At 60.3% G+C, this 26,093-nt stretch carries 23 protein-coding genes and 8 pseudogenes; 9 read left to right on the top strand and 22 right to left on the bottom strand.

Annotation, left to right across the window (positions count from 1 at the left end; genetic code table 11):
• A pseudogene (locus GV044_RS18930) lies at positions 1-192 on the top strand (hypothetical protein); the annotation flags it as partial.
• 50 nt (positions 193-242) lie between these two features.
• On the opposite strand, the gene GV044_RS18925 reads toward GV044_RS18930, so the two are convergent.
• Complete coding sequence (locus GV044_RS18925; protein WP_371741653.1) at positions 243-446, bottom strand: IS3 family transposase; 204 nt, start codon at positions 444-446, stop codon at positions 243-245.
• 157 nt (positions 447-603) lie between these two features.
• Here GV044_RS18925 and tnpB (GV044_RS22885) point away from each other — a divergent pair.
• The 3 pseudogenes from tnpB (GV044_RS22885) to GV044_RS18915 all read left to right on the top strand — a co-directional run.
• Positions 604-744: pseudogene (gene tnpB / locus GV044_RS22885) on the top strand (IS66 family insertion sequence element accessory protein TnpB); the annotation flags it as partial.
• 13 nt (positions 745-757) lie between these two features.
• Positions 758-961, top strand: a pseudogene (tnpB, locus tag GV044_RS21935) (IS66 family insertion sequence element accessory protein TnpB); the annotation flags it as partial.
• 31 nt (positions 962-992) lie between these two features.
• Positions 993-2,519, top strand: a pseudogene (locus GV044_RS18915) (IS66 family transposase).
• A 49-nt stretch (positions 2,520-2,568) separates the two neighbouring features.
• On the opposite strand, the pseudogene GV044_RS18910 reads toward GV044_RS18915, so the two are convergent.
• The 7 genes and pseudogenes from GV044_RS18910 to GV044_RS18880 all read right to left on the bottom strand — a co-directional run.
• Positions 2,569-2,900 (bottom strand): annotated as a pseudogene (locus GV044_RS18910) (transposase); the annotation flags it as partial.
• A 155-nt stretch (positions 2,901-3,055) separates the two neighbouring features.
• Positions 3,056-4,144, bottom strand: coding sequence for an IS5 family transposase (locus GV044_RS18905; RefSeq protein ID WP_159873838.1), 1,089 nt, complete (start codon positions 4,142-4,144; stop codon positions 3,056-3,058).
• A 195-nt stretch (positions 4,145-4,339) separates the two neighbouring features.
• The gene (locus tag GV044_RS18900) at positions 4,340-8,053 is read right to left on the bottom strand and encodes a glycosyltransferase (RefSeq protein WP_159873739.1); all 3,714 of its coding nucleotides are present in this window, start codon (positions 8,051-8,053) and stop codon (positions 4,340-4,342) included.
• A 1-nt stretch (position 8,054) separates the two neighbouring features.
• Positions 8,055-8,741: a DUF4214 domain-containing protein gene (locus GV044_RS18895; RefSeq protein ID WP_159873737.1), complete on the bottom strand. Its 687-nt coding sequence runs from the start codon at positions 8,739-8,741 to the stop codon at positions 8,055-8,057.
• A gap of 242 nt (positions 8,742-8,983) precedes the next feature.
• Positions 8,984-9,646 (bottom strand): ABC transporter ATP-binding protein, encoded by a 663-nt coding sequence (locus GV044_RS18890; RefSeq protein WP_159873735.1) that lies wholly within the window; start codon positions 9,644-9,646, stop codon positions 8,984-8,986.
• Complete coding sequence (locus tag GV044_RS18885) at positions 9,643-10,440, bottom strand: ABC transporter permease (RefSeq protein ID WP_159873733.1); 798 nt, start codon at positions 10,438-10,440, stop codon at positions 9,643-9,645. Before GV044_RS18885 ends, GV044_RS18890 begins: the two co-directional genes overlap by 4 nt.
• A gap of 10 nt (positions 10,441-10,450) precedes the next feature.
• Complete coding sequence (locus GV044_RS18880; RefSeq protein WP_371741651.1) at positions 10,451-11,548, bottom strand: hypothetical protein; 1,098 nt, start codon at positions 11,546-11,548, stop codon at positions 10,451-10,453.
• A gap of 328 nt (positions 11,549-11,876) precedes the next feature.
• Between GV044_RS18880 and GV044_RS18875 the strand changes: the two genes are divergently transcribed.
• Both GV044_RS18875 and GV044_RS18870 read left to right on the top strand, forming a co-directional pair.
• Positions 11,877-13,064: a polysaccharide biosynthesis/export family protein gene (locus GV044_RS18875; RefSeq protein WP_159873729.1), complete on the top strand. Its 1,188-nt coding sequence runs from the start codon at positions 11,877-11,879 to the stop codon at positions 13,062-13,064.
• A 26-nt stretch (positions 13,065-13,090) separates the two neighbouring features.
• The gene (locus GV044_RS18870) at positions 13,091-14,374 is read left to right on the top strand and encodes a glycosyltransferase (protein ID WP_159873727.1); all 1,284 of its coding nucleotides are present in this window, start codon (positions 13,091-13,093) and stop codon (positions 14,372-14,374) included.
• Between the two features lie 37 nt (positions 14,375-14,411).
• Here the strand turns inward: GV044_RS18870 and GV044_RS18865 are convergent.
• The 7 genes and pseudogenes from GV044_RS18865 to GV044_RS18835 form a co-directional block, all read right to left on the bottom strand.
• Positions 14,412-15,903, bottom strand: a pseudogene (locus GV044_RS18865) (phosphomannomutase).
• Positions 15,904-16,291: 388 nt separating this feature from the next.
• Positions 16,292-17,101: an autotransporter outer membrane beta-barrel domain-containing protein gene (locus GV044_RS18860; RefSeq protein ID WP_159873725.1), complete on the bottom strand. Its 810-nt coding sequence runs from the start codon at positions 17,099-17,101 to the stop codon at positions 16,292-16,294.
• 12 nt (positions 17,102-17,113) lie between these two features.
• A complete protein-coding gene (locus GV044_RS18855) occupies positions 17,114-17,566 on the bottom strand; it encodes a hypothetical protein (RefSeq protein WP_159873723.1) in 453 nt (150 codons plus the stop codon).
• Between the two features lie 180 nt (positions 17,567-17,746).
• Positions 17,747-18,133 carry a hypothetical protein gene (locus tag GV044_RS18850; RefSeq protein WP_159873721.1) on the bottom strand — a complete coding sequence of 129 codons (387 nt, stop codon included), beginning with the start codon at positions 18,131-18,133 and terminating at the stop codon, positions 17,747-17,749.
• Positions 18,130-18,762, bottom strand: coding sequence for a hypothetical protein (locus GV044_RS18845; protein ID WP_159873719.1), 633 nt, complete (start codon positions 18,760-18,762; stop codon positions 18,130-18,132). The genes GV044_RS18850 and GV044_RS18845 overlap by 4 nt, the downstream gene beginning before the upstream one ends.
• Positions 18,687-19,853: a hypothetical protein gene (locus tag GV044_RS18840; protein ID WP_159873717.1), complete on the bottom strand. Its 1,167-nt coding sequence runs from the start codon at positions 19,851-19,853 to the stop codon at positions 18,687-18,689. The genes GV044_RS18845 and GV044_RS18840 overlap by 76 nt, the downstream gene beginning before the upstream one ends.
• A complete protein-coding gene (locus tag GV044_RS18835) occupies positions 19,775-20,791 on the bottom strand; it encodes a hypothetical protein (protein WP_159873715.1) in 1,017 nt (338 codons plus the stop codon). The genes GV044_RS18840 and GV044_RS18835 overlap by 79 nt, the downstream gene beginning before the upstream one ends.
• 186 nt (positions 20,792-20,977) lie before the next feature.
• Here GV044_RS18835 and GV044_RS18830 point away from each other — a divergent pair, with 186 nt between their 5' ends.
• From GV044_RS18830 to GV044_RS22365, 3 genes are read left to right on the top strand one after another with little or no spacing between them, the layout of a single operon-like run.
• Positions 20,978-21,286 (top strand): DUF1778 domain-containing protein, encoded by a 309-nt coding sequence (locus GV044_RS18830; protein WP_159873713.1) that lies wholly within the window; start codon positions 20,978-20,980, stop codon positions 21,284-21,286.
• Positions 21,283-21,573 carry a hypothetical protein gene (locus tag GV044_RS22370; RefSeq protein ID WP_236555095.1) on the top strand — a complete coding sequence of 97 codons (291 nt, stop codon included), beginning with the start codon at positions 21,283-21,285 and terminating at the stop codon, positions 21,571-21,573. The genes GV044_RS18830 and GV044_RS22370 overlap by 4 nt, the downstream gene beginning before the upstream one ends.
• On the top strand, positions 21,570-21,863 hold the full coding sequence (locus GV044_RS22365; RefSeq protein WP_236555094.1) for a hypothetical protein: 294 nt from the start codon (positions 21,570-21,572) through the stop codon (positions 21,861-21,863). Before GV044_RS22370 ends, GV044_RS22365 begins: the two co-directional genes overlap by 4 nt.
• A 46-nt stretch (positions 21,864-21,909) precedes the next feature.
• Here GV044_RS22365 and GV044_RS18820 read toward each other — a convergent pair whose 3' ends face one another.
• From GV044_RS18820 to GV044_RS18795, 7 genes and pseudogenes are all read right to left on the bottom strand, one after another.
• Positions 21,910-22,200, bottom strand: coding sequence for a transcriptional regulator (locus GV044_RS18820; protein ID WP_159873711.1), 291 nt, complete (start codon positions 22,198-22,200; stop codon positions 21,910-21,912).
• A 105-nt stretch (positions 22,201-22,305) separates the two neighbouring features.
• Complete coding sequence (locus tag GV044_RS18815; protein ID WP_159873709.1) at positions 22,306-23,349, bottom strand: mannose-1-phosphate guanylyltransferase; 1,044 nt, start codon at positions 23,347-23,349, stop codon at positions 22,306-22,308.
• 469 nt (positions 23,350-23,818) lie between these two features.
• Positions 23,819-24,277: pseudogene (locus tag GV044_RS22880) on the bottom strand (transposase); the annotation flags it as partial.
• 15 nt (positions 24,278-24,292) lie between these two features.
• Positions 24,293-24,604: pseudogene (locus tag GV044_RS22875) on the bottom strand (IS66 family transposase); the annotation flags it as partial.
• A gap of 63 nt (positions 24,605-24,667) precedes the next feature.
• Complete coding sequence (tnpB, locus tag GV044_RS18805; protein WP_159873707.1) at positions 24,668-25,015, bottom strand: IS66 family insertion sequence element accessory protein TnpB; 348 nt, start codon at positions 25,013-25,015, stop codon at positions 24,668-24,670.
• Positions 25,016-25,129: 114 nt separating this feature from the next.
• Entirely contained in the window at positions 25,130-25,309 is a 180-nt protein-coding gene (locus GV044_RS22870) for a helix-turn-helix domain-containing protein (RefSeq protein WP_159873705.1), read from the bottom strand.
• Positions 25,310-25,476: 167 nt separating this feature from the next.
• On the bottom strand, positions 25,477-25,713 hold the full coding sequence (locus GV044_RS18795; RefSeq protein WP_159873703.1) for a hypothetical protein: 237 nt from the start codon (positions 25,711-25,713) through the stop codon (positions 25,477-25,479).
• Positions 25,714-26,093 lie beyond the last annotated feature (380 nt).

Raw genomic sequence — 26,093 nt, 5'->3', positions numbered from 1 at the left:
AGGCTCTTTGGCCTATTCCTGCCGATCTTCATCTACAGCAAAAGCGACAAGGGCCTGCCAGTCTTGGGGCCGCCGCGCCCCGGGACTGAAACCGCTGCCTTCATCGAAGACGAAGCGCACACCGACACCGCTTCTGTTGTGGTCGCGCTGCGCGAACACCACCAGCCAACCTACATGGCAGATCGAGGCTGAACGACCACTGCCCTCCGGCAACCGAAAACACCCGTGGCCCGCTCGCAACGCTAACGCAGCGGCGGCTCCACACGCCGTGCGGCCTTGACATGGCGACGGGGTCTTTTGGCCCGTAAATCAAGGCCTTCCAAACGACAAAGGCGGTGAACCCGCTTCACATTGACCGGGCAGCCTTCGCGCCGAAGCAGCACGTGAATACGGCGATAGCCATAGCGCACGCCGGTCGCCGCTATTTCCTTGATCCTATTCCCCAGCGGCGCCTGGTCGCTCGGGATGACCTATAGCGGTGCGTCTTGCGATCGAGCCGGAGAACCGCGCAGCTACGCCGCTCGCTCGTATCCCTCCGGTGAGTGCCGCCTTGGCTGAGCGGCGCTGATTGCAGAGGACGTCCTATAGGACGCGCTTATCTCGATGATCGGCCCTGGCGCTGGTGCGCGGGTGATGGTCGCGACCCGCCCCGTAGACTTTCGCAAGGGGCCCGACGCCTTGGCAGCGCTGGTTGGCGCTGAGTATGGCGGTGATCCATTCTCGGGCGTGATCTACGTCTTCGCAGGCCAAACGTGCCGATCGGATAAAGCTGGTGTGGTGGGACGGCACCGGTCTGTGCCTGATGGCCAAGAAGCTGGAGCAAGGAGGCTTCCGCTGGCCAGGCATTCAGGACGGCGTGATGCGCATCACCGCGGCCCAGCTCGGCGCATTGCTCGAGGGTTTGGACTGGCGCCGGGTGCATGGTGGCAGACGTCCGCAAGCGCCGCAGATCGCCGGTTGACGGGCTCTCTCGCTACTGATTCAATTGGCTCATGCTCGCCGAAGCGGACCTACCCGATGACGTAGATGCGCTTCGCGCACTTGTCCTCGATCAGTCCCGTCGGATCGATGCGCTCCAGTCGGCGCAGGCCGAGGTGGAGCGACTGAAAGCCATCATCGATGCTCTGCAGCGCCATCGTTTCGGCCGCCGATCGGAGCAGCTCGATCCCGACCAGCTCGAGCTTTGCCTTGAGGAAGTCGAAGCTGCACTGGCACAGGCTGAGGCCACCATCCAGGCCAATGCTGGCAAGCTTGGCAGCGCTCGGCCACGCAAAACCAACCGCGGCTCCCTGCCGGCACATCTGGAACGTATCGAGCAGGTGGTCGACGTCGACAGCAAGGCTTGCCCTTGTTGCGGTGGCACGCTCCACCAGATCGGCGAGGATGTGTCCGAACGGCTCGATGTCGTGCCGGCCACGTTTCGCGTGCTGGTCACGCGCCGGCCTCGCTACGGCTGTCGCTCGTGCGAGAACTCCGTTGTCCAGGCGCCCGCGCCAGCTCGCATTGTGGAGGGCGGCATTCCGACCGAGGCGCTGATCGCGCAGGTCCTCGTATCCAAGTACGCCGATCACCTGCCATTGTACCGCCAGGCACAGATCTACGCACGGCAGGGCATCGAGCTGGACCGCTCCACTTTGGCTGACTGGGTCGGCCGAGCCGCCTGGTACCTGCGCCCCTTGCGGGACCACATCTTGGCAGAGCTTCGGCACTCTGAGCGGCTCTTTGCTGACGAAACGACGGCACCGGTGCTCGATCCGGGGCGAGGCCGAACGAAGACCGGCCAGCTATGGGCCTACGCCCGGGACGACCGATCTTGGGGCAGCAGTGACCCGCCGATGGTCGCCTATGTCTATGCCGGTGATCGCAAGGCCGATCGGCCCCGGGAGCATCTTGGCGACTTTGCTGGCACCCTGCAGGTGGACGGGTACTCCGGCTACGCCGCGCTCGCCAAGCGCCGGCAGCAGGTGCGGCTCGCCTTCTGCTGGGCGCACGTGCGGCGTAAGTTTTACGAGCTGGTCAGCAGCTCTCCGGTCGCAACCGAGGTGCTGCGCCGCATTGCCGAGCTATACGCTGTTGAGGATCGTACCCGTGGAGAGGCTGCCGAAAGGCGCCGCGCCTTGCGTGCCGAACACAGCCGTCCGATTGTCGACGAGCTGAAGCAGTATCTGGAGGCTCGCACCCGCCAGGTCAGCGCCAAGAGCAAGCTCGGCGAGGCGATCCGCTATGCGCTCACGCGTTGAGATGGCCTGACGCTCTTCATCGACGATGGTCGCGTCGACCTCGACAACAACACCGTAGAGCGCTCCATCCGTCCGCTCGCGCTCAACCGGAAGAACGCCTTGTTTGCCGGATCTGATAAAGGGGGCGATAACTGGGCCGTGATCGCTACGCTTATCGAGTGCTGCAAGCTCAACGGCATCAACCCACACCAGTGGCTGACAGCTACGCTCTCAAGCCTCGCCGAGGGTCATATGGCCAATCGCGTCGGCGAGCTCATGCCTTGGATCACCGTGGCCTGAGAACACCGCTTACCACCTATCGCATGCCCGCCGCGGTACTCGCCGGATGCTTACGCTCGCTCACCCGATAACGATCCTGCACCCAATGGACGATCTCTCGAAGCCGACCAGGCGCTACACTTTTTTTGCCAGAACCTCCTGGAGCATGGCCTTGTCCAGCGGCAGATCCGCCACAAGCCGCTTCAGCTTATGGTTCTCCTCTTCAAGCTGGCGCATCTTGCGCAACTTCGATGGACCCAGCCCGCCATAGAACCGCTTCCAGCGGTAGTACGTCGCCTCCGACACGCCCGTCTTCCGGCATACCTCGGCGACCGGCCTGCCGACCTCCGCCTGGCGCAGCGCAAACGCGATCTGCTCGCCCGTGAACTTCGACTTCTTCATGCAAAATCTCCAGCTCAAACTGGACGCCCCGAAGAACCGTTGATTTGGGCGTGAGAACGGTGCCAGGAGTGGTCATGCCAGCGTTGGTTGTGTGATCACGGGTCGGTTCTTGCTGTTTCGCGGGACCTGATGTGTCACTCAGAGCCGCATGGGCATTATGCGGGCGCAGTACGCCCCTCGAGCCAGGCGAGCCGCTGAATGTTATAGGCCAAGTTGGCCATGCCGATCTTGATGCGGGCTCGGGCCATGCCGATGGTACGCACGACGAGGCCCATGCGGTGCTTCTGCCCGGCAAAGACGTGCTCGACGGCCGAGCGGACTGCCGACCGCTTCGCATTGGCGCGCGAGACGCGTTCGGGCATCGAACGGCGGTGCGGCTTTCGCTGATGGATGTTGCTGGTGAACATGCCTCTGGCCAGGAAGGCCTCGTTCTTCTTGGATCGGTAGGCCGTGTCGGCCCATACGCCCGAGGCCGTGTTGTCCGGGCTGATGAGGACCGGCAGCCTTGCGCCATCATGAGCATTGGCGGCGCTGGCGTCCCAGGTGCGGATCAGGCCATGCGTGCGGTCGATGCCTATGTGGTTCTTGTAGCCGAACATCGGGATGGCGAGGTCGACTGGCTTGAACGTCTTGGGGTGGGTGCTGTCCTTCACCTTGGCTTTGGTGTACTTGATGCTCCAGCGCGCATCGCGGTCCTTTTGGCGGAGCTTGGCAGGCTTCTCCTTCCAGCGCTCGGGGATGCGGCCGTCCTTGATCGCGGCCTTCTCCTCCTGGGTGTTGCGCTGCTTGGGTGCCGGCACCACGGTGGCATCGATGATCTGGCCGCCCATCGCGAGGTAGCCTCGGTCAGTGAGCGCGGTATCGAACCGGGCGAAGAGCTTGTCGATCGCCTTGGCTTTCACCAGGCGCTCGCGGAACAGCCAAACCGTCGTTGCATCCGGCACCGTGCCGTCGAGACCAAGACCGAGGAAGCGCTGGAACGAGAGCCGGTCCTTGATCTGGAACTCGGTTGCTTCGTCTGACAGCGAGTAGAGCGCCTGCAGCACCAGGATCTTAAACATCAGCACCGGATCGAACGGCGGGCGTCCACCCTTGCCCCGAGGACTGCGGCGTAGTGCCGCAACGAGAGATCCGCGGAAAACCTCAAAGTCAACTACCGCGGCCAGTCGCTCGAGGGGATCGCCTGCCGCGCTCAGCGCCTCGTACCGGTCCGAGAGATCGAAGAAACCAGGCTGTCCCACCATCTCTGCCTCCGCTGCCGCGCCGACGCAGTGAATCATCTCCGGCCGTCAGATGCTACCGGTTTTTCGAGGCGTCCAACTAGCTTCGATTTTGCCAGATTCCTCTCATTTGTGCTGGAGGCATTTTCCGGGACAGGGTCACTACAAATTAAAAAAATTTTCAACACTCCGGATCAGAGGTACTGCATTAGTGCCCTACTATGTCAAATATCGAGCCAGGTCATCAGCGCTACTGGCCCACGTCTTCCATGACAATTTTTTATGGTTTATTTTCGACGTTAGTTTTAATTGCAACGTTATAGCTTGATGTATCACTTCTGGATCGCGGCTATTAGCGAAGAAAGATGCATCTGCACCCGCGACTTCACGGAATACTGCAATATCGCGCGCAAGGACAGGAAGCCCATGGCGCGCCGCTTCAATCAAGGGGAGACCGAAGCCTTCGCCTTCACTCGCGACAATCAGAACGGTGCAAGCTGCATAGACAGCTTCGAGATACTCATCGCTAATTGATTCAAGCCAGAAGAGTTGCTTGTTGTACTGCGGATGGTTGCGCAGTTTGTCTGCCACGTCTTCCATCATCCAGCCCAGCTTGCCGACAATCACTAGGTTAGCCCCGACGCCCTCAGCCCATAGTGCGTCGAAAGCGTTCAGAAGCTGCTGATGACCCTTGCGCGGTTCTATGGTGCCAACGGCTAGGAAAGATGTGGAAGCACGCAGCCGCGCCAAGGTGCGCTCTGCGTCGTCTGGCACACCCTTTGTCGGCTTGCTCGCGTGAGTGTCTGCGCCGAGATGGAACCAATTTATTGCAAACGGCCGCTTACGTTCGGGGTCTCGCCGCTCGATCCAGCCCTTGAACTCGCCAGCTACTGCTCGCGAAATGCAGACCGCCCCGTCGAAGCCGGCGATGGTTTCCAACCACCGTTCGTGGCTTTCCGGGGTGCCGCTGGGAAAACGGTCGGGCAGAAGGACGGGCAGAAGATCGTAGACCACGAATTGCACCTTGACGCCGCGTTGTCGCCACTCGTGCAGGATGGCCCGCTGCTGGTAAGCGATGTCGGGATGGTAATCCAGACCGATGAAGCTGTCACCCGCGCAGGGCTCGACGATGTCATCGTCGCACCAGTCGTCGGGGATGCTAAGAAATCCGCAAGTGAACTTTTGGGCATAGCGATAGCAGTTGTTGCCCAAATCTGCATAGATCGGTTCCACAACCCAGCCTGACGGCGGCGTTTCCAGCCATTGTGACAGGATAGCGCGGACGACCCGCTGGATACCCGAGCGGGCATCAACCTGAACCAACACCGAAACGTCCACCAACAGGCGCTTAGGGCGGGGATTGGCAGGATTGTTGCGTGCGATAGCAGTGGCCACGCCGTTCCAGTCGGCGTGCGTCAGGCCTGCACCGTTTTCAAGCAGCGCCTTCATTAAGCCATAATCGCCGACCGCAGCTTTGTCGTAATAGTGCTCGATCGCCTTGGCATAAGCGTCGGCGCAAAGTCGTGGCTGATGATGACGCTGCATATGCGCCTTGGCTTTTCGGCCTAGTGTCCGGCGTCGATCCGCGTCGCGCCACAGTTCCGTAAGTGCGGTGCTCAGTTCTACGTCGTCGAAATCGTCATCCAACAGACAGACGGCATCTTCGGGCAGTTCCGCCATTGAGCCATGGGCATTGACGATCGTTGCCATGGCGTGATTCATACAATCGAATACGGTTCCCGACGTTTCACCTCGAGAGAGCTGACGTAGCTGAACACCAACGTCCGCTACTTTGAGCCACTGCTCAAAAGTCTTGTGATCTGCCCATCCGGTAATTTCAATCTGCCCCGCAACACTGGCGGACCGAACCATTTGTTCAATTCTCTCGCCGTACTTATCCGAGGCATTCTGGCCTACGAACACAAGGCGGCATCGCGGATCCCGCGCCAAAGGACTATCAAGCCATGCCTGGAGCAGACGATGGTTCATCTTCGACCGGCCTAGTAACCCAAAGCTACATACAACAAAATCGCCCACAGGAATGCCGAGTTCGCGACGTGGATCGACGCGGTCATTTGCAATGGCCGCTTTGCGAAGATGCGGAATGACATGCCAGTCCTCCGCAGTCTCGTTACCGTACCATTCGCGCGCAAGTTGTCGGGAATGTTCGGCATGGACAATGACACCCAGTGCATCTTGCAACACTGGCAAATTACAGGGATATTCCCAAAGGACGTCATGAGGGTCTTGCGCTTGGAAACGGCGGGTAACGGCCGGCCAACCATGCGAGTAGGAAAGGTTGCGTGTCCATGCGCCCGGTACTTTGCCCGAACCTTCTCGATAGGAAACGGCCCCCGATAAAAAGAAATCATGCAGAACGACCACGCCGGGAATAGCATGCAGTAAATCGAACATGTGGGTATGAAAGTGCGAGTTGCCGAAGTGGTACAGAACTCTGTCAAATTCATGATAATGCTGCTGAAACCAAGTCAGATCTCGGACCGGGCAATTACCCAGCACTGACGCTTCGCTAGCCTTGCCACTGGCTGTGATGACATCAATTCTATAGTGGCGTGTCAGATCAGGAAGCAATTCTGCACTATAGTTACTAATGCCACTGGAATCAGGTGCGAAGGGTGACACCAGGGCTAGCCGTGGCCGCCGCTCCGAAGATGCGCGACAAGGTACGGCTGAAGGTAGTGACGATGCGACGTGTTGCGCATAACTGGCCTCCAAGGCAGACCATGCCCGCACCGCCGTTTTTTCCCAATCAAACTCTGATGCCTGCTTCAGTCCATGACGTTCCAGGCCCGCGCGCATCTTGTCGTCTGTTAGGACTTCGCACATTTTCTGACTGATGGAAGCAATGTTGAAGGGATCGAAGAAGGCACGCTCTAGCCCCACAACTTCAGGAAGCCCGGAACGGTCGCCCACAATCACTGCACGGCCGCACTTCATTGCTTCCAGCGCCGGCAGGCCAAAACCTTCGTGCCAGGAAGGAAAGACAAACAGCTTGCACGAACGATAACAAGCGAGAAGATCGTCTTCAGGAATGAAGCCGGTCAGCACCACTTCGTCAGAGGCAAGGCCTTCGTCGGCGGCCAGTTTGAGAAGACGGTTACGCTCAGCATCTTGGACCGAACAGACGATGGCAAGCTGGTGGGATCGACGAACGGTGTCAGGCAGGCTCGCGTAGGCGGAGATCAGGCCTTCGATGTTCTTGCGGTGATCAATGCCGCCGGTGTACATCACGAAGGGCCGGACAAGACCATAGCGCGCCGCAAGGTGCGATTTCATGTTCCGGCTGACCACTCCGGGAGTGAAGTGATCATCTGCCGCGGTTGAGATATTGACGACCTGTTCGGGATTGCTGCCGAGCCAGTCTAGCGCTTCCTGCCGTGCAGATTCCGAAATGGAAAGAAGCAGGTCGGAACGGCGCATGTGCCCCAGCTTATTTTGGTACCAGGCTTTGACGCTGGCATTGGGCAAGTAGATGTGGCTGTGGATCAAAGGAATAAGGTCGTAAAGCACCGTCGCAGTGAGAATCGCTGAGTGCAGGGACCCTACGCTTGTCGCAATGTTATCGCCGTAGCCTTCAAACAAAGAGGACACGAGGATATAGTCGGGAGAAAGCGAAGCAAGAGCGCTTTCGCGTATCAGTTCTGCAGCCTCGCGGCGGGCTTCATTGTGCGGATTGCCCGAGTCAATGGGGCCAGGTGCAGTCCACACGACGATGTTCTCGTTCGGTATCGAGTGGGCCAGAGCGGCTCGAACGTCTTCAATGGTGTGGGGGACCAGCCCATTAATTAGTACGAATATCTCATGTTCCGGCCGGGTGCGCGCCATGGCCTGTGTCAAGGCCAAGGAATAGCGACCGATGCCGCGATGACGGCTTGGCCCTTGGGCTGCCTGCAGATCGATTACTATGCGCATCTTAGAAACTCCTCGCTGCATGTTGCAGGCGAGACATGGCCCTTCGTGTATCATGGCCCTGGTTTCGGGTATCCATGTGCAAATGGGCGGCATTATCTGGAACATGAGGATTTAGCGCGGCGTGGGCGACCGCTGCAGGCAAATGCTGTGGTACTCTTGCATGCGTAAGGTTGTGCTGCAGCAATGCTTCGTGTCCTAAGTTGCGGAGCAGGCGTTGCCGTGGGCCGTGGCCGAACCAGCGCCGCAGCCAATGCCGTTCGGCCCGGTTAACAGCGATTAGATGCTCTAGTTCATACCAGAATGTGCGCTTCCCGCGCGCTTCCCGCGAGCGGGCAACGTCGCGCGCGATACGCGTGCGGCCTTTGCCCTTCATGAGCAGTTTAGTATAATGATGCAGTCCATCGCTATCGGGAGCACGGTTTAGATAACGGTGAAACAAGGCATGAATGAAGGTGGTGTCATCGCCTGTGCGCAGCATCTGCTCATGGCGTTGCAGATATTCCGGCGATCGTCCCATATCGGCTAAAAACTGAATGCGGCCTAACCCAGCACGCAAAACTCCGGCACGCTCAGTTTTTTCTGGTAGGCCAGGGGTCCTGCTCAACAAAATACGGTAAGACTCGTCTACGAAATCATCGATTGGCAATGATATGAGATCAAGGACTGAGTTAATTTGCCCAGTATACATGTATCATTGCTCGTTTATTGCTATAACCTTGAATTTGTCGCGGTCATGTAGATGCAGGAAAGGCCCTATCAGATCCCGAGCCGCTTATGGGTGCTATATCATTAGCTAGCGAGTATCTACTTTCAGTCTACCATGCGTTTCTTCAGATGACCTGTGGTGTCCAGACTAAGATATCGCAGTTTTGTGCATTGCTCAACCACGCTTGAGACACTCGCAGTTCCAAGGTTCATGTTAGCTTAAATTCAGGCGTGGAGATGCAAGTTGCGGTTATGTGCCTCGATTGCTTGATCAAAGTCAGGGTAGAACACTAGTTGGCCTTCGTTCAAGACGGCAAACTTTCCGCAGTGATGACGAACGTATTCTGTATCGTGAGAAATAATCAGCATCGCACGATCACCACGCTTGTGAAACAACTCGACTGCGCATTTCTGGTGAAATTTCGCATCGCCAACTGCACTGATTTCATCAATCAGGTAGCAATCAAATTCAATAATCATGGAAATGGCGAAAGCCAATCGAGCACGCATACCTTGTGAATAGGACCGGAGAGGTTCGCGCAAATATATCCCGAGTTCAGTGAAGTCGGAGACAAAATCTATATTTTGTCGATAGTCCTGATTGTAGATGCGGCTGATAAAGCGAACATTATCTAGACCGGTCAGCGCATTCTGAAACGCGCCCCCGAATGCCAGCGGCCAAGACACTGACATTGTACGGGTAATTTCCCCCGAGGTCGGCTGTTCGGCCCCACTGACCAAGCGGATCAGTGTCGATTTGCCGGCGCCGTTGCGGCCCAGAATGCCCAGCTTCTCCCCGCGTTCCAAACTGAAGGAAATGTCGTCTAGGACGACGCGGTCGCCTTGGCGGGTCGGATAAACCTTGTAAACATGATCTACGCTAATCATTCGGGCGTGATCTTTCGGTTGACGTGGGCGACTTGCGCCAAGGCCAGCACGGATAGCGCTATGCAGCATACCACCAGATACGTCAGGTCGTAATGTGTCCGGATATGGTCGCCAAAATAACCGTCACGAACGATCTCCACGCCGTTCACCATGGGCACGTATAGAGCGTAGCGCTGAGCAGCTGGGGGTAGCGCATCGACCATAAACGCTGCGCCGGAGAGCGGAAACATGATGTACGAGGCAGGATGCCATAGACGCTCAACAAGTTCGCTCTTTTCTGCAAGAGCGCCCAGCAGCATCGCCATCGAAGCGCCGAACCACCCGAGCAAAAGCCATCCTTGAGCCACGGTCAGAACGTCTTCCGGTGGCTGAAGCCAGCCAATGTAGATGTAAAACAGGCTGAGGACGATAAATGATATCGTGGCGCCACCGGCCTCAAGGAGTAAGCGGGCCAGGAAGACGTCAATCACCCGCACGTTACGGTGGTACATTAGGGCCAGATTGGGCTCGATGGCTCCGATACAGCGCGCTGGCATGTTACGCCATAGCAGAACGCTGGAATAGCCGGTCAGAGCGAAAGCCACGATCGGCAGGGAAGATCCGTGAACCGCCTTCGCCAGGGTCCACAAGATGGTTACGCCGGTGGTGAACAGCATCGGCTCCACGAACAACCACAGGAAGCCAATATTGTGCCGACCATAGCGGGTCAGGATCTCGCGCATCAGTAGGGCGTAGATGACCCGCCACTGAACTGACGCGCTTTTTCGTAATTCCGAGATCTGCTGGAAGGCCATGGTCTGGCGATTAGTCCTTATGTTCCAGCATGCCTGCGACCAGCATGCTGATAACCGCCCAGGCAGCAAGACCGAGGATCAAGGTTGAGAAGATGCCACGCCACCTGCGGGGTTCCAGCGGATCATCAGGTACGTTAGGGGAAACGATCCGCTCCACATAGGCCTGTTTGCGCCGGGCCTCGTTGCGGGCGTCTTCCAGCGAAGCCATGACGCTAGCGAGATTCTTATCCGCGAACTGGCTTTCCAGCGCCAGCCGCTGATACTCAGCGGCGCGCGACGAAAGCGATTTGCGGCTTCCAGCCACAAGGCCGAGCTGCTCGTCGATCTCCCGCGCCAGGCCGTTAGCCCGAACGTCAAGGATCTCTATCTGCGGATTTTTTGGGGTGTAGGCGCGCAACTCGCGCAGCTGCATGCGGGTGGCGATCAGTTCGTCCTGAATCTTGGAGATCATCTGCAACTGAACCGTCGCCTGTTTCTCCGGATCGACCACACCTGCCTGGTTGCGATAAGCTGACAGCGCCAACGCCGCAGCCCTGGATTTAGCCTTCGCTTCATCGACCTCTCTTTGTGAAAAGCGAATGAGGTCTTGCCGCCCACGTTCATTGAGCTTGTTGACGGTAGCCTCAGCCATTTCCAGAAGCTGCTCGTTGATGCTGACAGCGTCCTTGGGTGTGAACGCCTTCACATCAAGAGTTACGATTGAGGAGGTCGTATCCTGCTGAATTTCGACCTTCTTCTTGTAATATATGAATAAATCCTCAAAGCTATGATTCATGCCCGAAGGATCAAAACGGTCGAAAACTGATATGGATGGAGCCGCATAGGCGCGCGTAAAGGCTGCGTTGCGATTCAGAGCCTTCAACGCATCGCGCGAGAGCATATACTCCTGGGCGGCGTAAATCTCGTCACCCGAACTGCCAAAACCTGTGCTTTTGAGCAGCATCCCTAAACCGCTGGGCGTCTGCTTGTCCGGGCTGCGGACGACGAATTGGGATTCAGAAATATAAACGTCAGACGCAAATATCCCGAAATATAATATCGATAGCATGGTGGGAATGACGACCACGAGAAGGAAGAGCGGGCGTAATTTTCCGATGCTTGCTTTCAACGACGGTTTCATTCAGCCCTTATTCACCACGTAGCCGTGGCACCATTGCAGATCGCCAGCGCCGTCAGCTACGGAACAAGCAATCATAGTTTTCAAGTCTCGCTGCGGGATTTGAAGGCCCGTAGCTACCCGCTCGAAGCCCTAGCCGTGACTGCTATCGGCGTCCAGCATCGATCATCGGCCTTCATGGCCGTGCCACCACTTGACTTAACAAGCGTACCGTTTCGCGCATGTGAGCGGCATTCCTTGATCCGGAACCCCGCTTGCTCCATACGCCGGGTCATTCGTCCATCTTGGACGGCTGTACACGGTGCTAGCTGATTTCAATATGACCAAGCTGATTACGCCTGCCCGGCTGAGCGCCGCATTGCTCGTGGCTTCGGCTTTGTCCGGATGTGCAGCGCTGCCGAGCTCTGGCCCATCGACCGGGCAGATCGCTCGTGCCACCAAAACGCCGTCCGCCAACGATGCTGGCATCGCCATCATCGATGTTAATGACGCTGTCGCACGCGAGATCGTAACCGGAAATCGCCAAGTGCCTTTTTCAGAAAGCCTTGGGGAAGGTCAGGCGATCGGATCGGTGATCGGCAAAGGCGACGTGCTGGATATCGGAATCTGGGAAGCGCCCCCTGCCGCGCTTTTCGGGGTCGCCGGAGGTGCGACGCAGCTGACAGCTTCGGGTGCAACTGCCAGGGGAACGTCGTTGCCCGAGCAGATGGTCGATAGTGATGGCCAGATAATAGTGCCATTCGTGGGCCGCATCCTGGCGGCCGGACGTACTCCCCAGGAAATCGGGCGCGCTATCAACGAGCGCCTCATCGGCAAGGCACACCAGCCCCAGACGATTGTACGCCTTGTGCGAAACGCGGCAGCGAACGTAACCGTGGTCGGCGATGTCGCTACCAGCGCACGGGTGCCGCTGACCGCGCGGGGCGAACGTGTGCTCGACGTTCTGGCGACAGCCGGCGGTGTGAAGCAGCCGGTAGGCAAAATGGTGATTCAAATCACCCGCGGCGCCAGTGTATCGACGCTGCCGCTGGAAACGGTGATCCGCGATCCGCGCCAGAACGTTCGCCTGCAGCCCGACGACGTCATGACCTTGCTGTTCCAGCCCTACAGCTTCACCGCGCTCGGCGCAGTGGGCAGAAATGGGGAACTGCCGTTCGAGGCAACCGGCCTGACCTTGGCGCAAGCACTCGGTCGCGTTTCCGGTCTAGATGACGCCCGTGCCAACGCGAAGGGTGCATTCATTTTCCGCTTCGAGCGACCCGAAGCCCTGCCGCAGAACCTGCGGCAGCTGGGTAGGCCAACGCCTGATGGCAGGATTCCGGTCATCTATCGCATCAACCTGAAGGATCCTGCGACGCTCTTCGTGTCGCAGAGCTTCCCGATGCAAAACAAGGACGTACTCTACGTTTCCAACGCGCCGTTGGCCGACTTCCAGAAGTTCCTTGGCGCGGTCTTCTCCACGATCCTGCCGGCTGCGACCACCGCAGCGGTGATTTCGCAGCAGTAGCTTCGCGTAAGGATTTACTAAGACACGTGGCTATCGCTTTGCGTCCCTTTCTTAATTTGCTGCCGTTCCGCCTGGATCAGCGCCTCGCTGGTCCCGCCTTGCGCCGACTGCGGATAAGGCGCCTCCGCAAGGTGCCCAAAGTCATGGGGCCTGTACTTTCCGGGCAGAGACGTCGCCTCTACGTGGACCTTGCAGTGATCAGCCGACACGACGCTGGTACCGGAATCCAGCGAGTCGTCCGCGCGCTGGCGCTGGCGCTGACCGAAGCTCCGGCAGAGCAATGGGACGTGCGGTTTGTCGCAGCCGACAGGCGCAGCCTCTATCATGTAATCTCCTGGCCGCAGGCTGGCGAGGCGATCGACCGAACACCAATCGAGGGTCGACCCGGCGATGTTTTCATCGGCTTGGATTTCTCACTCGACACCGTGCGTTTCCATCGCGCCCAGCTAGCCCGGTTCCGGCGCGCTGGGGGAAGCTTGTGGTTTTTGGTGTGCGACCTGCTGCCTGTTGAGCGACCAGAGTGGTTCTCCGTCAACAATGTCATCCGCTACAAGGCGTGGCTGGAGATCATTGCCAGCATCGCTGATGGCTTCTTGTGCATATCGGAGCAGACTGAGGACGATTTGCGCCGGGTGCTGGCCGCTCGCTTTGGTCTCAATGACGGCTACGCGACACGCATCGTTCCCATGGGGCATGCGATCATGGATTCCATGTTGCAGGAAGCCGCCGCTGCGGCGCCGCCTACCGCGCGGTTCGACATGACGCAGCCGTTCTCGCTGATGGTGGGAACGCTGGAGCCGCGCAAGGGGCATGCCGATATCGTCGCGGCTTTCAGCGAGTTGTGGCGGCAGGGTGCGGAGCACCGCCTGGTGCTGGTCGGTCGGATGGGCTGGCAGATCGAAGCGCTGCGCGACGCTATTCGCAATCATCCCGAACATGGCAACAAGCTGATGTGGTTTGATGATGTCGGGGATCTGGAACTGGAACAGATCTATCAGGCTTGCGAAGGTGTCATCATTGCATCGCATGCCGAGGGCTTCGGCCTGCCGCTGATCGAAGCGCTCGGACACCTCAAGCCCGTGCTGGCGCGCGACCTGCCAATCTTTCGCATCCATGCGGAACGTGGGGTTCGCTATTTTCCCGCATCCGGCGATGCAGCAATGCTGGGGGCCTCCATCCGTGACTGGGTCACGGACATCAGGTTGGGCCGCGCGGCGGTCACGGCCCCGGACGCCAACTGGAAGAAATCCGCCTCGGTCATCCTTGATGCGCTGGATCACCAGCCCGAGCCGGCTGCACTTACGGCCTGATCGAAGCCGCGCGGGTCTGTAACCCGCGCCGCGACGGTCAACTTTTTCGCATCATCTCGAGCACCTTTCCGCCCAGCGTGGCCGCGCGTTCCGGCGTAGCGCTTTCGGTGTAGCAGCGCAGTTCGGGAGCATTGCCGCTGGGGCGCAGATGGATGATATCGCCTCGGTCGAAGGTAATGCGCAGGCCGTCAGTGGCGTCGAAGGCGGTGGCCTTGCCGGCCAATTCGCTGAACATTGCCGAAGTGTGGGCCAGCACGTCCTCGCTGGTGCCTTCCTGAAGCCTTGTCAGCAGCGCCCGGCTCTGGGCGGTAGGGTAGTTCTGCAGCCGGTCGCTGAAAGTGTAACGCGCGGGTAGCTTTGCCTGCAGCGCACCCAGCGTCATTCCCTGGCTGCGGGCTGCGGGCTGCGGGCTGCGGCAAGCACGGCGAGCATCGGGAGCACCGCATCACGGGTTGGCAGTGCTGCGAGTATGCGGCCGCCTGCTTTCACCGGCGTAGCGAGCAGAAAACCGCCGTTCGCCTCGTAACCGCAAACGCTGCCGAAATCGGCTAACAGGGCGTTCATCGCCTCAATCACGAAAGGTGAGCCGATGCGGGTGCGGCGCACGGCGGCAAAGGCGCCGGACAGTTCCACCGCCGAATTGCAGCTGACCGGAGTGGCAACGGCCTCGATCCCAAGTGCCTGGGCACACAGGATTCCTAGCACGTCACCGCGCATCCATGCGCCGGTTTCGTCGGCCAACAGCGGGCGATCGCTGTCGCCATCGGTCGAAAGGATCGCATCGAGGCTAAGATCGCGCGCCCAGTCCAGCGCAAGCGCCTGATCCTCGGACCGGACGGCTTCGGTGTCGACGGGAATGAACTTTTCGGAACGGCCCAAGAGCACGACTTCTGCACCCAATTCGGTGACGATCCGAGCGAGCACGTCCCTGCCGACCGCAGAATGTTCGTAGACGTCCAGCTTCACGCCGCGCAGCGCTTTGGTGCCGAAGAAATCAACGTAACGCGCGGCATAGGGCGCTGCCACGTCGATGAGTGGGCCGCAGTCCCCTGGCTGTGCCAGCATGCCCGCGCCGTCAAATAGATTGGGCAATGTCACCGTCTGCGCCCGCATTGCCAGCTCGTCGGGCTTGAGCACTTCGCCGTCCGCCCGGTTGAACTTGATGCCGTTGCGATCATCGGGAATGTGGCTTCCCGTCACCATCAGCGATGGGATAGCTTGCGCGAATCCGTAGGCCGCTACAGGGGTGACGGCACAAAGCCGCAGTAAGCGACCTGCCCGCCCATGTGCCGGATCGCGGCGGCGCAGGCGGCGAGGATGCGCGGGCTCGATGGACGCAGGTCTCCGGCGATCGCCACTGCCCTGCCCGGGGTGAATTGTCCGATGTCGGCCATGTGCTGCAGGAAGCCGCAGACATAGGCGAAGCAGACTTCGTCCGTCATCGCGGTGACGAGGCCACGCGCGCCACTGGTGCCGAAGCCAACGCCTGAATCCGCCATGATCGTGGCGATCGATACGGTTCGCGTCATCGTCATTCCGCTCTTTGCAGCAGCGCGGCGTCGCGATTTTCGCGCGGAAGCTGAGTGCCGGACTCACCAGACAAGATAATGGGAACGATCGTAAAACTGCCGGTCATGAGAACTCGCGTTTAAGCGATGGCGCGGCATAGCCAGACTTGGGCGCATGCAAAACGAGATCGATGAAATGACGAAGGTGTAATCAGCTATGACCGCGCGCGCTCCACTTCTGCCAGGGAGACATCTTAGTTGCGGTGGCCGTAGAGCTGGATGTGCTGGTGGCGGCATGGTTCGAACGGCAGACTCCTTTGGCCTCCAGAAGCGGGATCCAGCCAATATGCGCCTAGTGGGTGGGGGCGGGCGAACCTTACGATTTTTTGCTAAGGTCCGTCCCACCCTTTCAGTTTAGAACGCCAAGCGCAGGCCGGCGCGGGCGCTGGCTCGGTTGTGTGAGTCCCCGCTTTTCGCCGCTCAGTGCGCCGAACAGCGTCAGCCTTGAGGACACAGCAACGTCGGCCCCCAGTGTCGCCGTTGCGAGAAGCCGCGCGCGGGCGGCTCCGGCTGCTGCCAGCCCGAAGTCGCCCACGCCCAGCGCGGCAAGTGCGTAAGGGGTGCGTCCGTCCAGCTGGTAGCGCGCTCCGAGCGACAGGAACGGGCGCAGGATCGCGTTCTCACGCATGCCGCCTTGGAAGGTCAGCGCACCATCCACGAACACGGCAGTGTCGCGCCGGCTTGCGACATCGAGGGAGAACGCGCCGCCGCCGGTTTCCGTCACGCCATCGCGCGTAGAGCGGATTGCTGTTACGCCAAGGCCGGGCTGGACTGTCCAGTCGCGGCCGAGCGGCACCGCATAATCGACGCTGATGTCTCCCGTCCAACCCTTCAGGTCGTATTTGCCGGTGGCGGACAGGGTGTTGCCGCCGGGCAGCCCGCGGCGCGTCGTGGCATTGCCGCCGGTGTATGCGATCGTTGCCTTTACCCTGATGCCGCCCGCACTGTTCCAGCGGCCATGCACACCGGCCACGACCCCGTCGACCTCAGTGCTTGCACTGCGCCCTGCCAGAACCTGCTTGCTGTCGAGATAGCCGACGAAGGCGCCGCGCGACCACTGTGCGCCGCTCCCGCCTGTACCGGTCCAGCCCAAACCGCCCAGGAAGCCGTACCCATTGGTGCGTGCCTGTGCGGTACCGTTCGATCCGCGCTCCAGCATGCGGGGGGGAGCTCAGAGCGCTGGCAAAGGTGAATGGGACGGCGTGTCGCCAGCAAGGTTGACAGGCGCCGCAAAAGCGGCGCAACGCCCCACGGCTGCCAGTTCAAGGCCCTGTTCGACCACGATCTGTCCGGCAGAGGCATAGGCCTCGGGGGTCAACCGCGCGAAGGCTGCCTGATAGATAGTGCCCGAAGCCGTCACCAGGGAGGGCATGGCTGCCACGAAGGCATCGTTTGCTGTGCCGCTCACCAGCACGCCGTTGACGTAGTCGATCGCGCCGCGCACCTGGCTGCTGTAGCTCATATTGTTGAGGGATTGGCCGAGGAGGGAGATCGTGCCGTCGCGCTGGACGACAAAGCCGAACAGCGATGCGGGCTTGATGATGGTGGACAAGCTGCCGGTGATCCCGCCGCTGGCTGTGATGAGATCCAGCGACTGACCCGGCGCGACAGCCTGGTCGGCCACAATCTGGCGTGGCGCCCTGCGCGATCGCAAGGTTGCCGTTGACCACCAGCTTGTCCGAGACAGTGGGTGTGATTTCAAACACCGAAACCGATGTCCCCACAAGCGCGACATTGCCGTTCACCGTCATGGTGCCGGGCGATGCGCCAGGGCTGAGCGTACCGGCCACGGTGACGTTGCCGTTTATCGTGCCGGCAGATCCAAAAACCGCCCCTTGCGCCACCTCGATCGTGGACGCGGTGATCGTCGTCCCACAAGCCCGACAAACCGGCCGCCGTTTAGCGCGATGGTGTTAAGAGATGCCGCCCCCGTGACGGTAGCAAGGCCAGCGCTCATGCGCAGAGCTTCCACGTTCGATATCGAAGCGAAAACGGCATTGCCCGACACCTCAATGGTGTTCCTACCCGCGCCCCCCTGGACTGACCCCGTGAACTCTCCGGCGATGGCCAGGCTGGAATCTGCCACGCCAAAACCGACGCGCGAAGCCGCAAGCGAGGTGCCAGAGGCGACGGTCAGGTTTCCTGCCAGGTCGATCAGGTCAAAGTCAAAGCGGCCACCGGTCAGCGTCAAGCCACCCGATCCCTGGGTCTGCAGACGCTCGAAGCCGGCAGCACACCTGCGGTCAGAGTGCGGGCACCCGCCAGCGCCACTGTGTCCGTATCGTACCCGTCGCCACCGGAGACAGTACCGTTCAGAGTGGCACCCAGACCGAGTTCGAGCAGATCGTCCCCAGCGCCCATGTCGATCGTGCCGTTCACCACGCCCGTCAGGCCGACACGCAAGGTCTGCGCGTCATTCCCGGCGAAGGTCAGCATGTCACCCGCCAGATCGAGCGTGCCTTCCACGACCAATTCGTTCGAAGCCAGCGACATGCTTACAAAACCTGCAACCGTGCCGCCGATGGTGACCCGCCCGGTGGAAGCGAACCGTAGGACATCGTTGCCCGCGCCGCCGTCGAAGGTGCCGTCATAAACGACGCCCGTCTGGTCCGGCAGTCCCAGTGTCAGGCTGTCGTCTCCATCGCCCAGCGCAACGGCAGCGACATTGCGATCCAGCACCACATGCTCTGCGGCCGCACTGCCGTTGATGCGGCCAACGGAGAAGCCGCTGCCGATCGTGGCTGTCAGGTTCGTGCCCGCCAGTGCGATCGACTGGAAGTTCTGATCGAGGGGCAGTGCCAGCGTGCCGGAGCCTTCCACCGAGAGCTGCTCAAATCCGGTGCGCGCACCGATGCCGGTGTGGTCGCCCGAGAGAACCACTCGGTAAAGGTCCACCCCGGCTCCACCATCGACGCGCCAGTAACGAGGCTGCCAGCATATTCGGTGCAGCTGTTATTGTAGGTACCAAGCCGGAATGCGCCCGTGATTGTGCCACGGTTGACAACGTTGGCGCCGCTGTCAACGTCCGTCACCGCTACTGTGCCTGCCGTAGCAAGCGTCTGCCCGGCCGCGACCGCCAGCGTTCCTTCCTGCAGGTCGATCGTATCGACGGCAAAGGTGCCGGAATATGTGCCCGTCCCCGTCCCCGTCTGGGTCAACTGTTCGAACCCGGTGATCTGCGTGGCCGAAAGCGCGCGGTCGCCATTGGCTTGGAACACGAAATAATCGGTCCCGAGCCCACCGTCGACGAGGGGACCGGAGTTGGCGCCCGCGAAGTGCACGAAGGTGTCAATCCCTTCGCCCAGCAAAACCGGTCCCGTGATCGTGCCGCTGTTCTCCATGCGGTCATCGCCCCCGCCCAACGCCACACCGCCGACAAGCGTGCCGCTGTTGCGGATAGTGTGGCCCATGTCGGCATACGTCATCACGGCCATGCCATCCGCGCCACCGCTGATCGTGCCGGCATTGTCCAGCGTCAGAGGTGCATCATACACGATCAGGCCGCTGTCCTTCCCGGCGATCACGCCCGTTGCGGTGTTGGTAATCGCAAGCGAGATATTGGCAGGATCGGGAAGCTGGGACGACCAGTAATCCGGCAGGTACACCCCTATCATGCCCACGGAAGAGCCGCTGATCGTACCGCTGTTCACCAGGCCGGCGGAAAGAGCGCTGCCATCCGTCGCCTGATTGAGGGTGATGAGCAGCGCCACGCCTCGGGTGTCGGCAGTGATCGAGCCGCTGTTGCTCGTCGTCACCAGGTTGCCGCCAAGCATGACCGGCGTCGAGATCGTTCCGCTGTTGGCGAAAGCGAGCGGTCCGGCCGCTTGGATGTTCAGGCCCTTCGGAAAGTACGGGTAGCTGCCCTGCGAGGTATCGTCCGAGACGCTGCCGCTATTGACGAAATCGGCCACGGTGCCGGAAATCCACCGGTAAGGGTTCCCTGGTTCTCGAAGGCAGCAAGACCCTCGGCGGTTTGCTCGAAGGACCGGTTCAGCGAGTAAGGATATTCGGCTATCACGCGGCCGGCGATCGTGGCCGTGTTGACCACCTTACCGTCACCGCCCACCTGTAAGGTGCTCGCAAGCGGCGCGCTTGCCGATGCCGCAGGATCCGTGATCGTGACCACGGTATCCTCGCCCAGAGCCAGCACGGCCGCATTCTCGAAATTGACGAACTGCGCAACCGGCACCAGCGAAACGGTGGCGCTGTCGCGAAGGGCGTATCCCCAGATAGCATTACCCTCGCCGCCATCGACGATGCCGCTGACACCGCTGTCCTGCCCAGCCTGAAGAAAGATACCGTTGTTCGCCCCAAAGGCGACATTGCCCTCCACCGTGCCGCCATCCGCCAAGAAGGTCGCCGCATTCGAGATATAGTTAATGGAAGAATACACATCCCCACGATAGACCCGCGGTTGATGATGGTGCCGCCCGAGGCGATGTCGACTGCGAGGCCGCCACGGATCGTGCCGCCCATAGCGTTCGTGAGGACGGTGTCGTAGGCAAGCCTTATCGCCGTGCCATTCAGGCTTTCGATAGTGCCGCTGTTGGTTACTTTCGGGCCGGACAGATAGGCATTGCCCATCAGCACCGCATCGCCTTCGAACCGGATGATGCCGCTGTTGTCCAGCGAACCGATCGACGTGAGGCCCGCAGGCGACATAGCCTGTGGACTGTCCAGTTCCCGATATCGTACCGGAATTGACCACCCTCGGCGCATAGTTGATCACGCTGCCGCCGCCCGAAACGAAAATGGTCCCGGCGTTGGTCACGGTTTTCGCAGAATAGATCGCACTTGCCGGGGTTGCCGATCCGACCGAATTTGCGATGGCGATGGAGCCGTTGTTCACCACTCCGCCTGAAACGCATTGATTGCGGACAAGCGGGTATAGCTGTTGATGGCCGTACTGGTCAGGACATTATCACTAGTTTCCGTCAACAGAAGAGATGTTGGCGGTTGAATTTGGCGATTTTTACCCGCTTGTTGAAATGTACGCCGTTAAGGCGTACATGATAGCAGAAGATAGAAGATTGCCATGCTCGGGTTCGAGGATCAGGTCAGCGCCATCGAGGAGCGCAACAGCGAGCGGATGAACTTGCGCATCAAGCCGCGCATCGAGCGCGCCATCCAGCAGGCTGCCGCGCTGTCCGGCGTGGATCATTCCGTTTTCACGATGAATGCCGCCTATCGCTCGGCGATGGAGACGATCGCAGCGCATGAGCGCACCAGCTTGCACCCGGTCGACCACGCCGCCTTCTTCGCCGCGCTTGATACGCCGCCGGCCCCCACCGATCGGCTGCAGGCAGCCTTCGCGCGTCATCGTGAGACGATTGTCAGCCGGTGACCGCGCCTGAGGACGCGAAGCCTATCGTCATAGAGCCGCTCGATCCCGCGAGGCACGATCGAGCGGCCTTTTCCTGCGGCATCGACCAGGTCGACAACTTCTTTCGTCGCACTGCCAACAAGCTCACCAAGGCCGGCAACGTTCGCACCTTCGTGATGATCGGGCTTGGAGGCGAACTGATCGGTTTCTACGCCATCAACGCGCCATCGACTATACCGAGCTGCCCGAGCGGTCTGCCCGCACCCGCCCTGCTCATGGCAGCATCCCAGCGGCCTACATCTCGATGATCGGCGTCGACAGCCGATATCAGGGCCGCGGCTATGGCGGCGACTTGCTAGTGGATTGCCTGATGCGCCTGGCGGGCGCCGCCGAAGCGCTGGGCATTGCTGTCGTCATGCTCGACGTGCTCGACTGCGGCGATCCCGAGAAGGTGGCAAAGCGGCTCGCACTGTACACCAGCTATGGCTTCGAGCCGCTGCCGTCCGATGGCCTGCGGCTGTTCCTGCCGATGGCGACGGTTCGGCGTCTCGCCAATGCCGAGCAAAGAACCGCCCTCGACGCTGAGGCGGACGGCTGAGTGTTGATTGCCACTGAGAAGCGACCCGGGGAGAAAATTCGTCCGGTCAGGCTTTGCACAACACGTCACGAGCCGCATCCGGTAGACGGGCGATGACCGAAAGATAGGCGCTGCCGGTGACGTCGGGATGACGGCGACCCTGTTCCCAGCCCTTGAGGGTCGCCAGCGGAATGCAATAGGCGCTGGGGAAGGCCTGTTGCGAAAGAACCAGTTCTTCGCGGATCGAACGCACGTCAAGCACCTCGCTGCTATGAACGCGCGCCACCGCGCCCTTGCCCTGAGCATGTGCTGCGGCTTCTTCCATCGCCACGATCAGGTCCTTGCCAAAGTCCGACACCGCTTACGCTCCTTACGTTCCATCCACCGTGGCCTTGGTGGTTTTTCGACCTGACGGATAGGAAGCTGAGCGTTCTTGGTGTGTGCCCGAACGTTCCTGGCAGAACTACTGGTTGACGGCACCCGCCAGCTTGCCGACCTTCTGCACGCCGGCAACGGTGGTGATCATGATGTCATCGCCATCGACAACGACGATCACGTTCTCAAGCCCAATCACCGAAACGCGCGGTCCATCGCTGTCGACAAGGACATTGCGGCAGTCGACCATCTCGACCGTACCGGTGCCGCGCACCGAGTTGCCCGAGGTATCACGCTCCAACGCTTCATGCAGGGCATGCCAGTTGCCGATATCAGACCAGTTCATGACGGCAGGCACCATTGCGGCGCGCTCAGTGTTCTCCATGACGGCATAGTCTACGGAATCGCTGGGCACGTTTCCGAAGACCTCGGCATCGGGATAAAACCGATGACCATCCTCATGACCGTTGGCGACGGCCTCCTTGACGCCGGCCGCAATCTGGGGGCGATGGCGCTCAAGTTCAGCTACAAAGTCCTTGACGCGGAAGGCAAATATGCCGCCGTTCCAAGCATAATCGCCCCTGGCCAGGAAGGACTTGGCACGCTCAAGATCAGGCTTTTCGACGAACTGCGCGGTACGATAGCCGGTGTCCGAGATCTTTTCACCGCGACGCAAATAGCCAAAGCCCGTCTCCGGCGCCCTTGCCTCGATCCCGAAGGATACCAGCCAGCCTTCGCTAGCCAAGTCTGCAGCGGCACAGGCCGTGGACGCAAACGCATCGGCATCACCGATGTGGTGGTCGCTCGGGCACACCAGCATGACCGCATCTTCGGGCAGGCGATACGCGGCCAGCGCGATCGCGGCCGCAGTGTTGCGCGCGGAAGGCTCAACGATGACCTGCGCGCCATTGATTTCACCCAGTTGCGCTTCGACGTGCTCGACATGCTTGCCGCCGGTCACCACGACAGGCGGGGAAAAGCCCCCCGACGCCGGGCAACGACGCACTGCAGCTTCGAACAAAGTGCAATCGCCAACCAGGGTCAGAAACGGCTTCGGCTTCACCGCCCGGCTGCGCGGCCACAACCGTGTGCCGCTACCGCCGCAAAGGATGGCGGGAATTATGGTTGGCATATGCGTCCTTCGCTAAGGTAATTGGCGACCGATGGCGGTTTCTTAGAGGTTGCCGTCACCAATGCAATGTCATGGTGTCGGTAACTGCCTAGACAAAATCGATTTCATCGAAATTAGGCGTGTGTCTATCGCATTATGCGCTGTACTAGGTGCCGGGTTAAGGTGCCCGAATCAGCTCGAGCCCTTTTGGAAGCAACGCTGATCGTGCACGGCTTGGCTTTTGCACCTTGTTCGCGCGCTTTTCACAGGCCTCCAGCACCTGCGATTGGCAGTACCGATCTGCTCGCCTGCTATGGTGTGGGCGAACGCCTCGGGAGATGCGGCCTGCATAAATTGTTTCCCGCCGTCCCACATAGGTAGGCGCAGCGAGCGTGCTGCCATGCTCCCCGCAATTGCCAGCTTGGCAGAACGGCTCGTGCGACAGCGCCAACGAACAATGCACAAAATCAATCCGACCACTAGCCGCATAGGTGTCGTCGGCATGCAGGATGTCGCTGCTCAGCACCGATGCCTCAATCTGGTCGATCACGGGCTGCAGGATCCGCATCGAGCGGCCACACCAGTCGGCCAGCGTGCTGCGCGGGATGTCGGCGCCCATGCGCGCGAAGATCTCGTTTTGCCGATACAGCGGCAAAAGGTCGTCAAACTTTGAGACCTGCACGTGAGCCAGGAGACTTCCTCCTGCCATGCTGCCGGGGATCGGTCGGCTCGGAGCGGGCGCTTGGACCATCTTCTCACAGCAACGGCAGGACTTCTTCGGGCGTGCGACTTCGATGACCTTGAGCTTTGCCGTGCGCATCTCGAGGATCTCGCTCACGTCCTCGCCGACGAGACGCAGATCGCCGCCGCAATCCGGGCACGTGCTGCCAGGATCGATCTCGTGGCGCTCGCGCGGTGTATCCGCCAAGACACGCGGCCGGCGCGATGATCGCGATGCGGAGCTGGTGTCGGGAGAAGCGGCCGCGGCTTGCGCCTCGGGATCGTTCTGGACGCTCGTCGTCAGGCCCTGTTGGGCGACGGTGACGAGCACGTCTTCGAGTGCGAGTTTCAGCTGCTCGATCTCGCGTTCGATCTTCTCGAAGGATTTGCCGAAAGCCTGCTTTCTGAGCTTGGCGATGTGCACGCGCCGCGACTGCACGACCAAGTCATGGGCACGCAGCGTCGTCGTCAGCTTCGTGTTCTCGGCCTGCAACCGGGCGACCATGGCCTTGAGGAGAGCCGGGTCTTCAGGAAGATCGGGCGCCGCTTGTCGCATGGCTTTTTCTACGGTAAAACCACCGAAAAGCCTAGCAAAACAGCCGTTCTGCCCGACGAAAAGTTACCCGGCGTGTGTCGGTGGTGCGCCCCAGTTCGGGCGTCTCCAGTCGATCCCTTCCCATAGCATTGCAAGTTGGGCCGATGTCAGTCGCGCCGTTCCGTCGGCCGCGGAAGGCCAGGGAAAGCGGCCACGCTCGAGGATCTTGTAATAGAGGCAAAACCCCTGGCCATCCCAGTACAGCAGATTCAGCCTGTCGCCCCGCCGGCCACAAAAGGCGAATACAGCGCCACTGGCAGGTTTCTGTCGCAGCTCAGCCTTGGCAAGCATGGCAAGACCCGAGATCCCTTGGCGCATGTCAGTGACGCCGCAGGCGAGATACACTCTTACGCCGGTCCCGGGTCCGATCATGCAGCTTCCACCGACCGGATCAGCCGGGTCAGGGCAGCAGCCTCGATGCCGGCATCGAAGCGAAGGCACCGCCCATGCGCAAGGCACAGCTCGACAATCACAGGCGAGGCAATTTTATCCCTCGGGCACGGGCTCCGCGTGTCGCATGGGCACCTCAAGGTCCACCGGCAAGAAGGTCGGTCCAGGCGGCGCAGGCAATAACCCTCGCTTCCTGAACTGATGTCGCCATTGGTAGATCTGGCTTCGTGAGACATCGTAGCGCCGCGCAACACGTGCCAAGGTCTCGCCGTTCACCCCACCGCCGCGACGATCTCGAGCCTCTCCGCGGTGCTCCACCGACGTCCCTCGCTCTTGCTTAGGACGTCCGTAACGACGTCATTATGGACGTCTCTTACGCGCTCATGTCTCCGCTTGGCAGGCTTCCTCAACCAGTCGATCGCCTTTTGTTTACCCCTTCGCCGCTACGATGTAGCCCGCGATCGCATCGGTCCGACGACCAGACGGTGCGAGCACCGCAACTTCTGCCAATCGCGTTTGCGCAGCATCGGCCCGGCACCAGATGAAAGCAGCGGCAACCGCAACGCTCGATAGAGTGCGACCGCCTCGGCCAAGGCAGGATGCATTGTCCGCATGCATGCCTTAAACGCATCTTTTACAGCGCGATAATCAGCCAGCTGTGCTTCCAGCTTGGCATCCATCGCCCCCAAGGCTCTTGCCGCGGCGCTTCGGTGATCTGGTAAAAGAATCTGCGCTCACGCACGCTCTTGCGGGCAAATCTGAGGGTAGCACGGCGGGTCCCCGGTCCGCTAAGACTAAGATCTCATACCTCTGGCGAGTGGTGTCCAGTCAGCGGGACTGCTCATCGCTGAACGACTGACGCAGTGGAGGGGCTTCTTTGCGTTATAACAACTTGCAAAACGTGAGATAATGCAGGCATGACTATCATCAGAATTCAGGAATGATTGAACGGCTTTTCGTTAGTTCGCACGCCTCATCTCTGATGGCCGCTCTCGAGTACTGGTGTCACTCAGAACTGAACTAGAACTTCCGCAGAATTTACCCGTCCAGGGCTGAAGAT

The sequence above is a fragment of the Novosphingobium sp. 9U genome, assembly GCF_902506425.1.
Classification (GTDB): domain Bacteria; phylum Pseudomonadota; class Alphaproteobacteria; order Sphingomonadales; family Sphingomonadaceae; genus Novosphingobium.
This window is presented reverse-complemented; position numbering and strand designations above follow the sequence as displayed.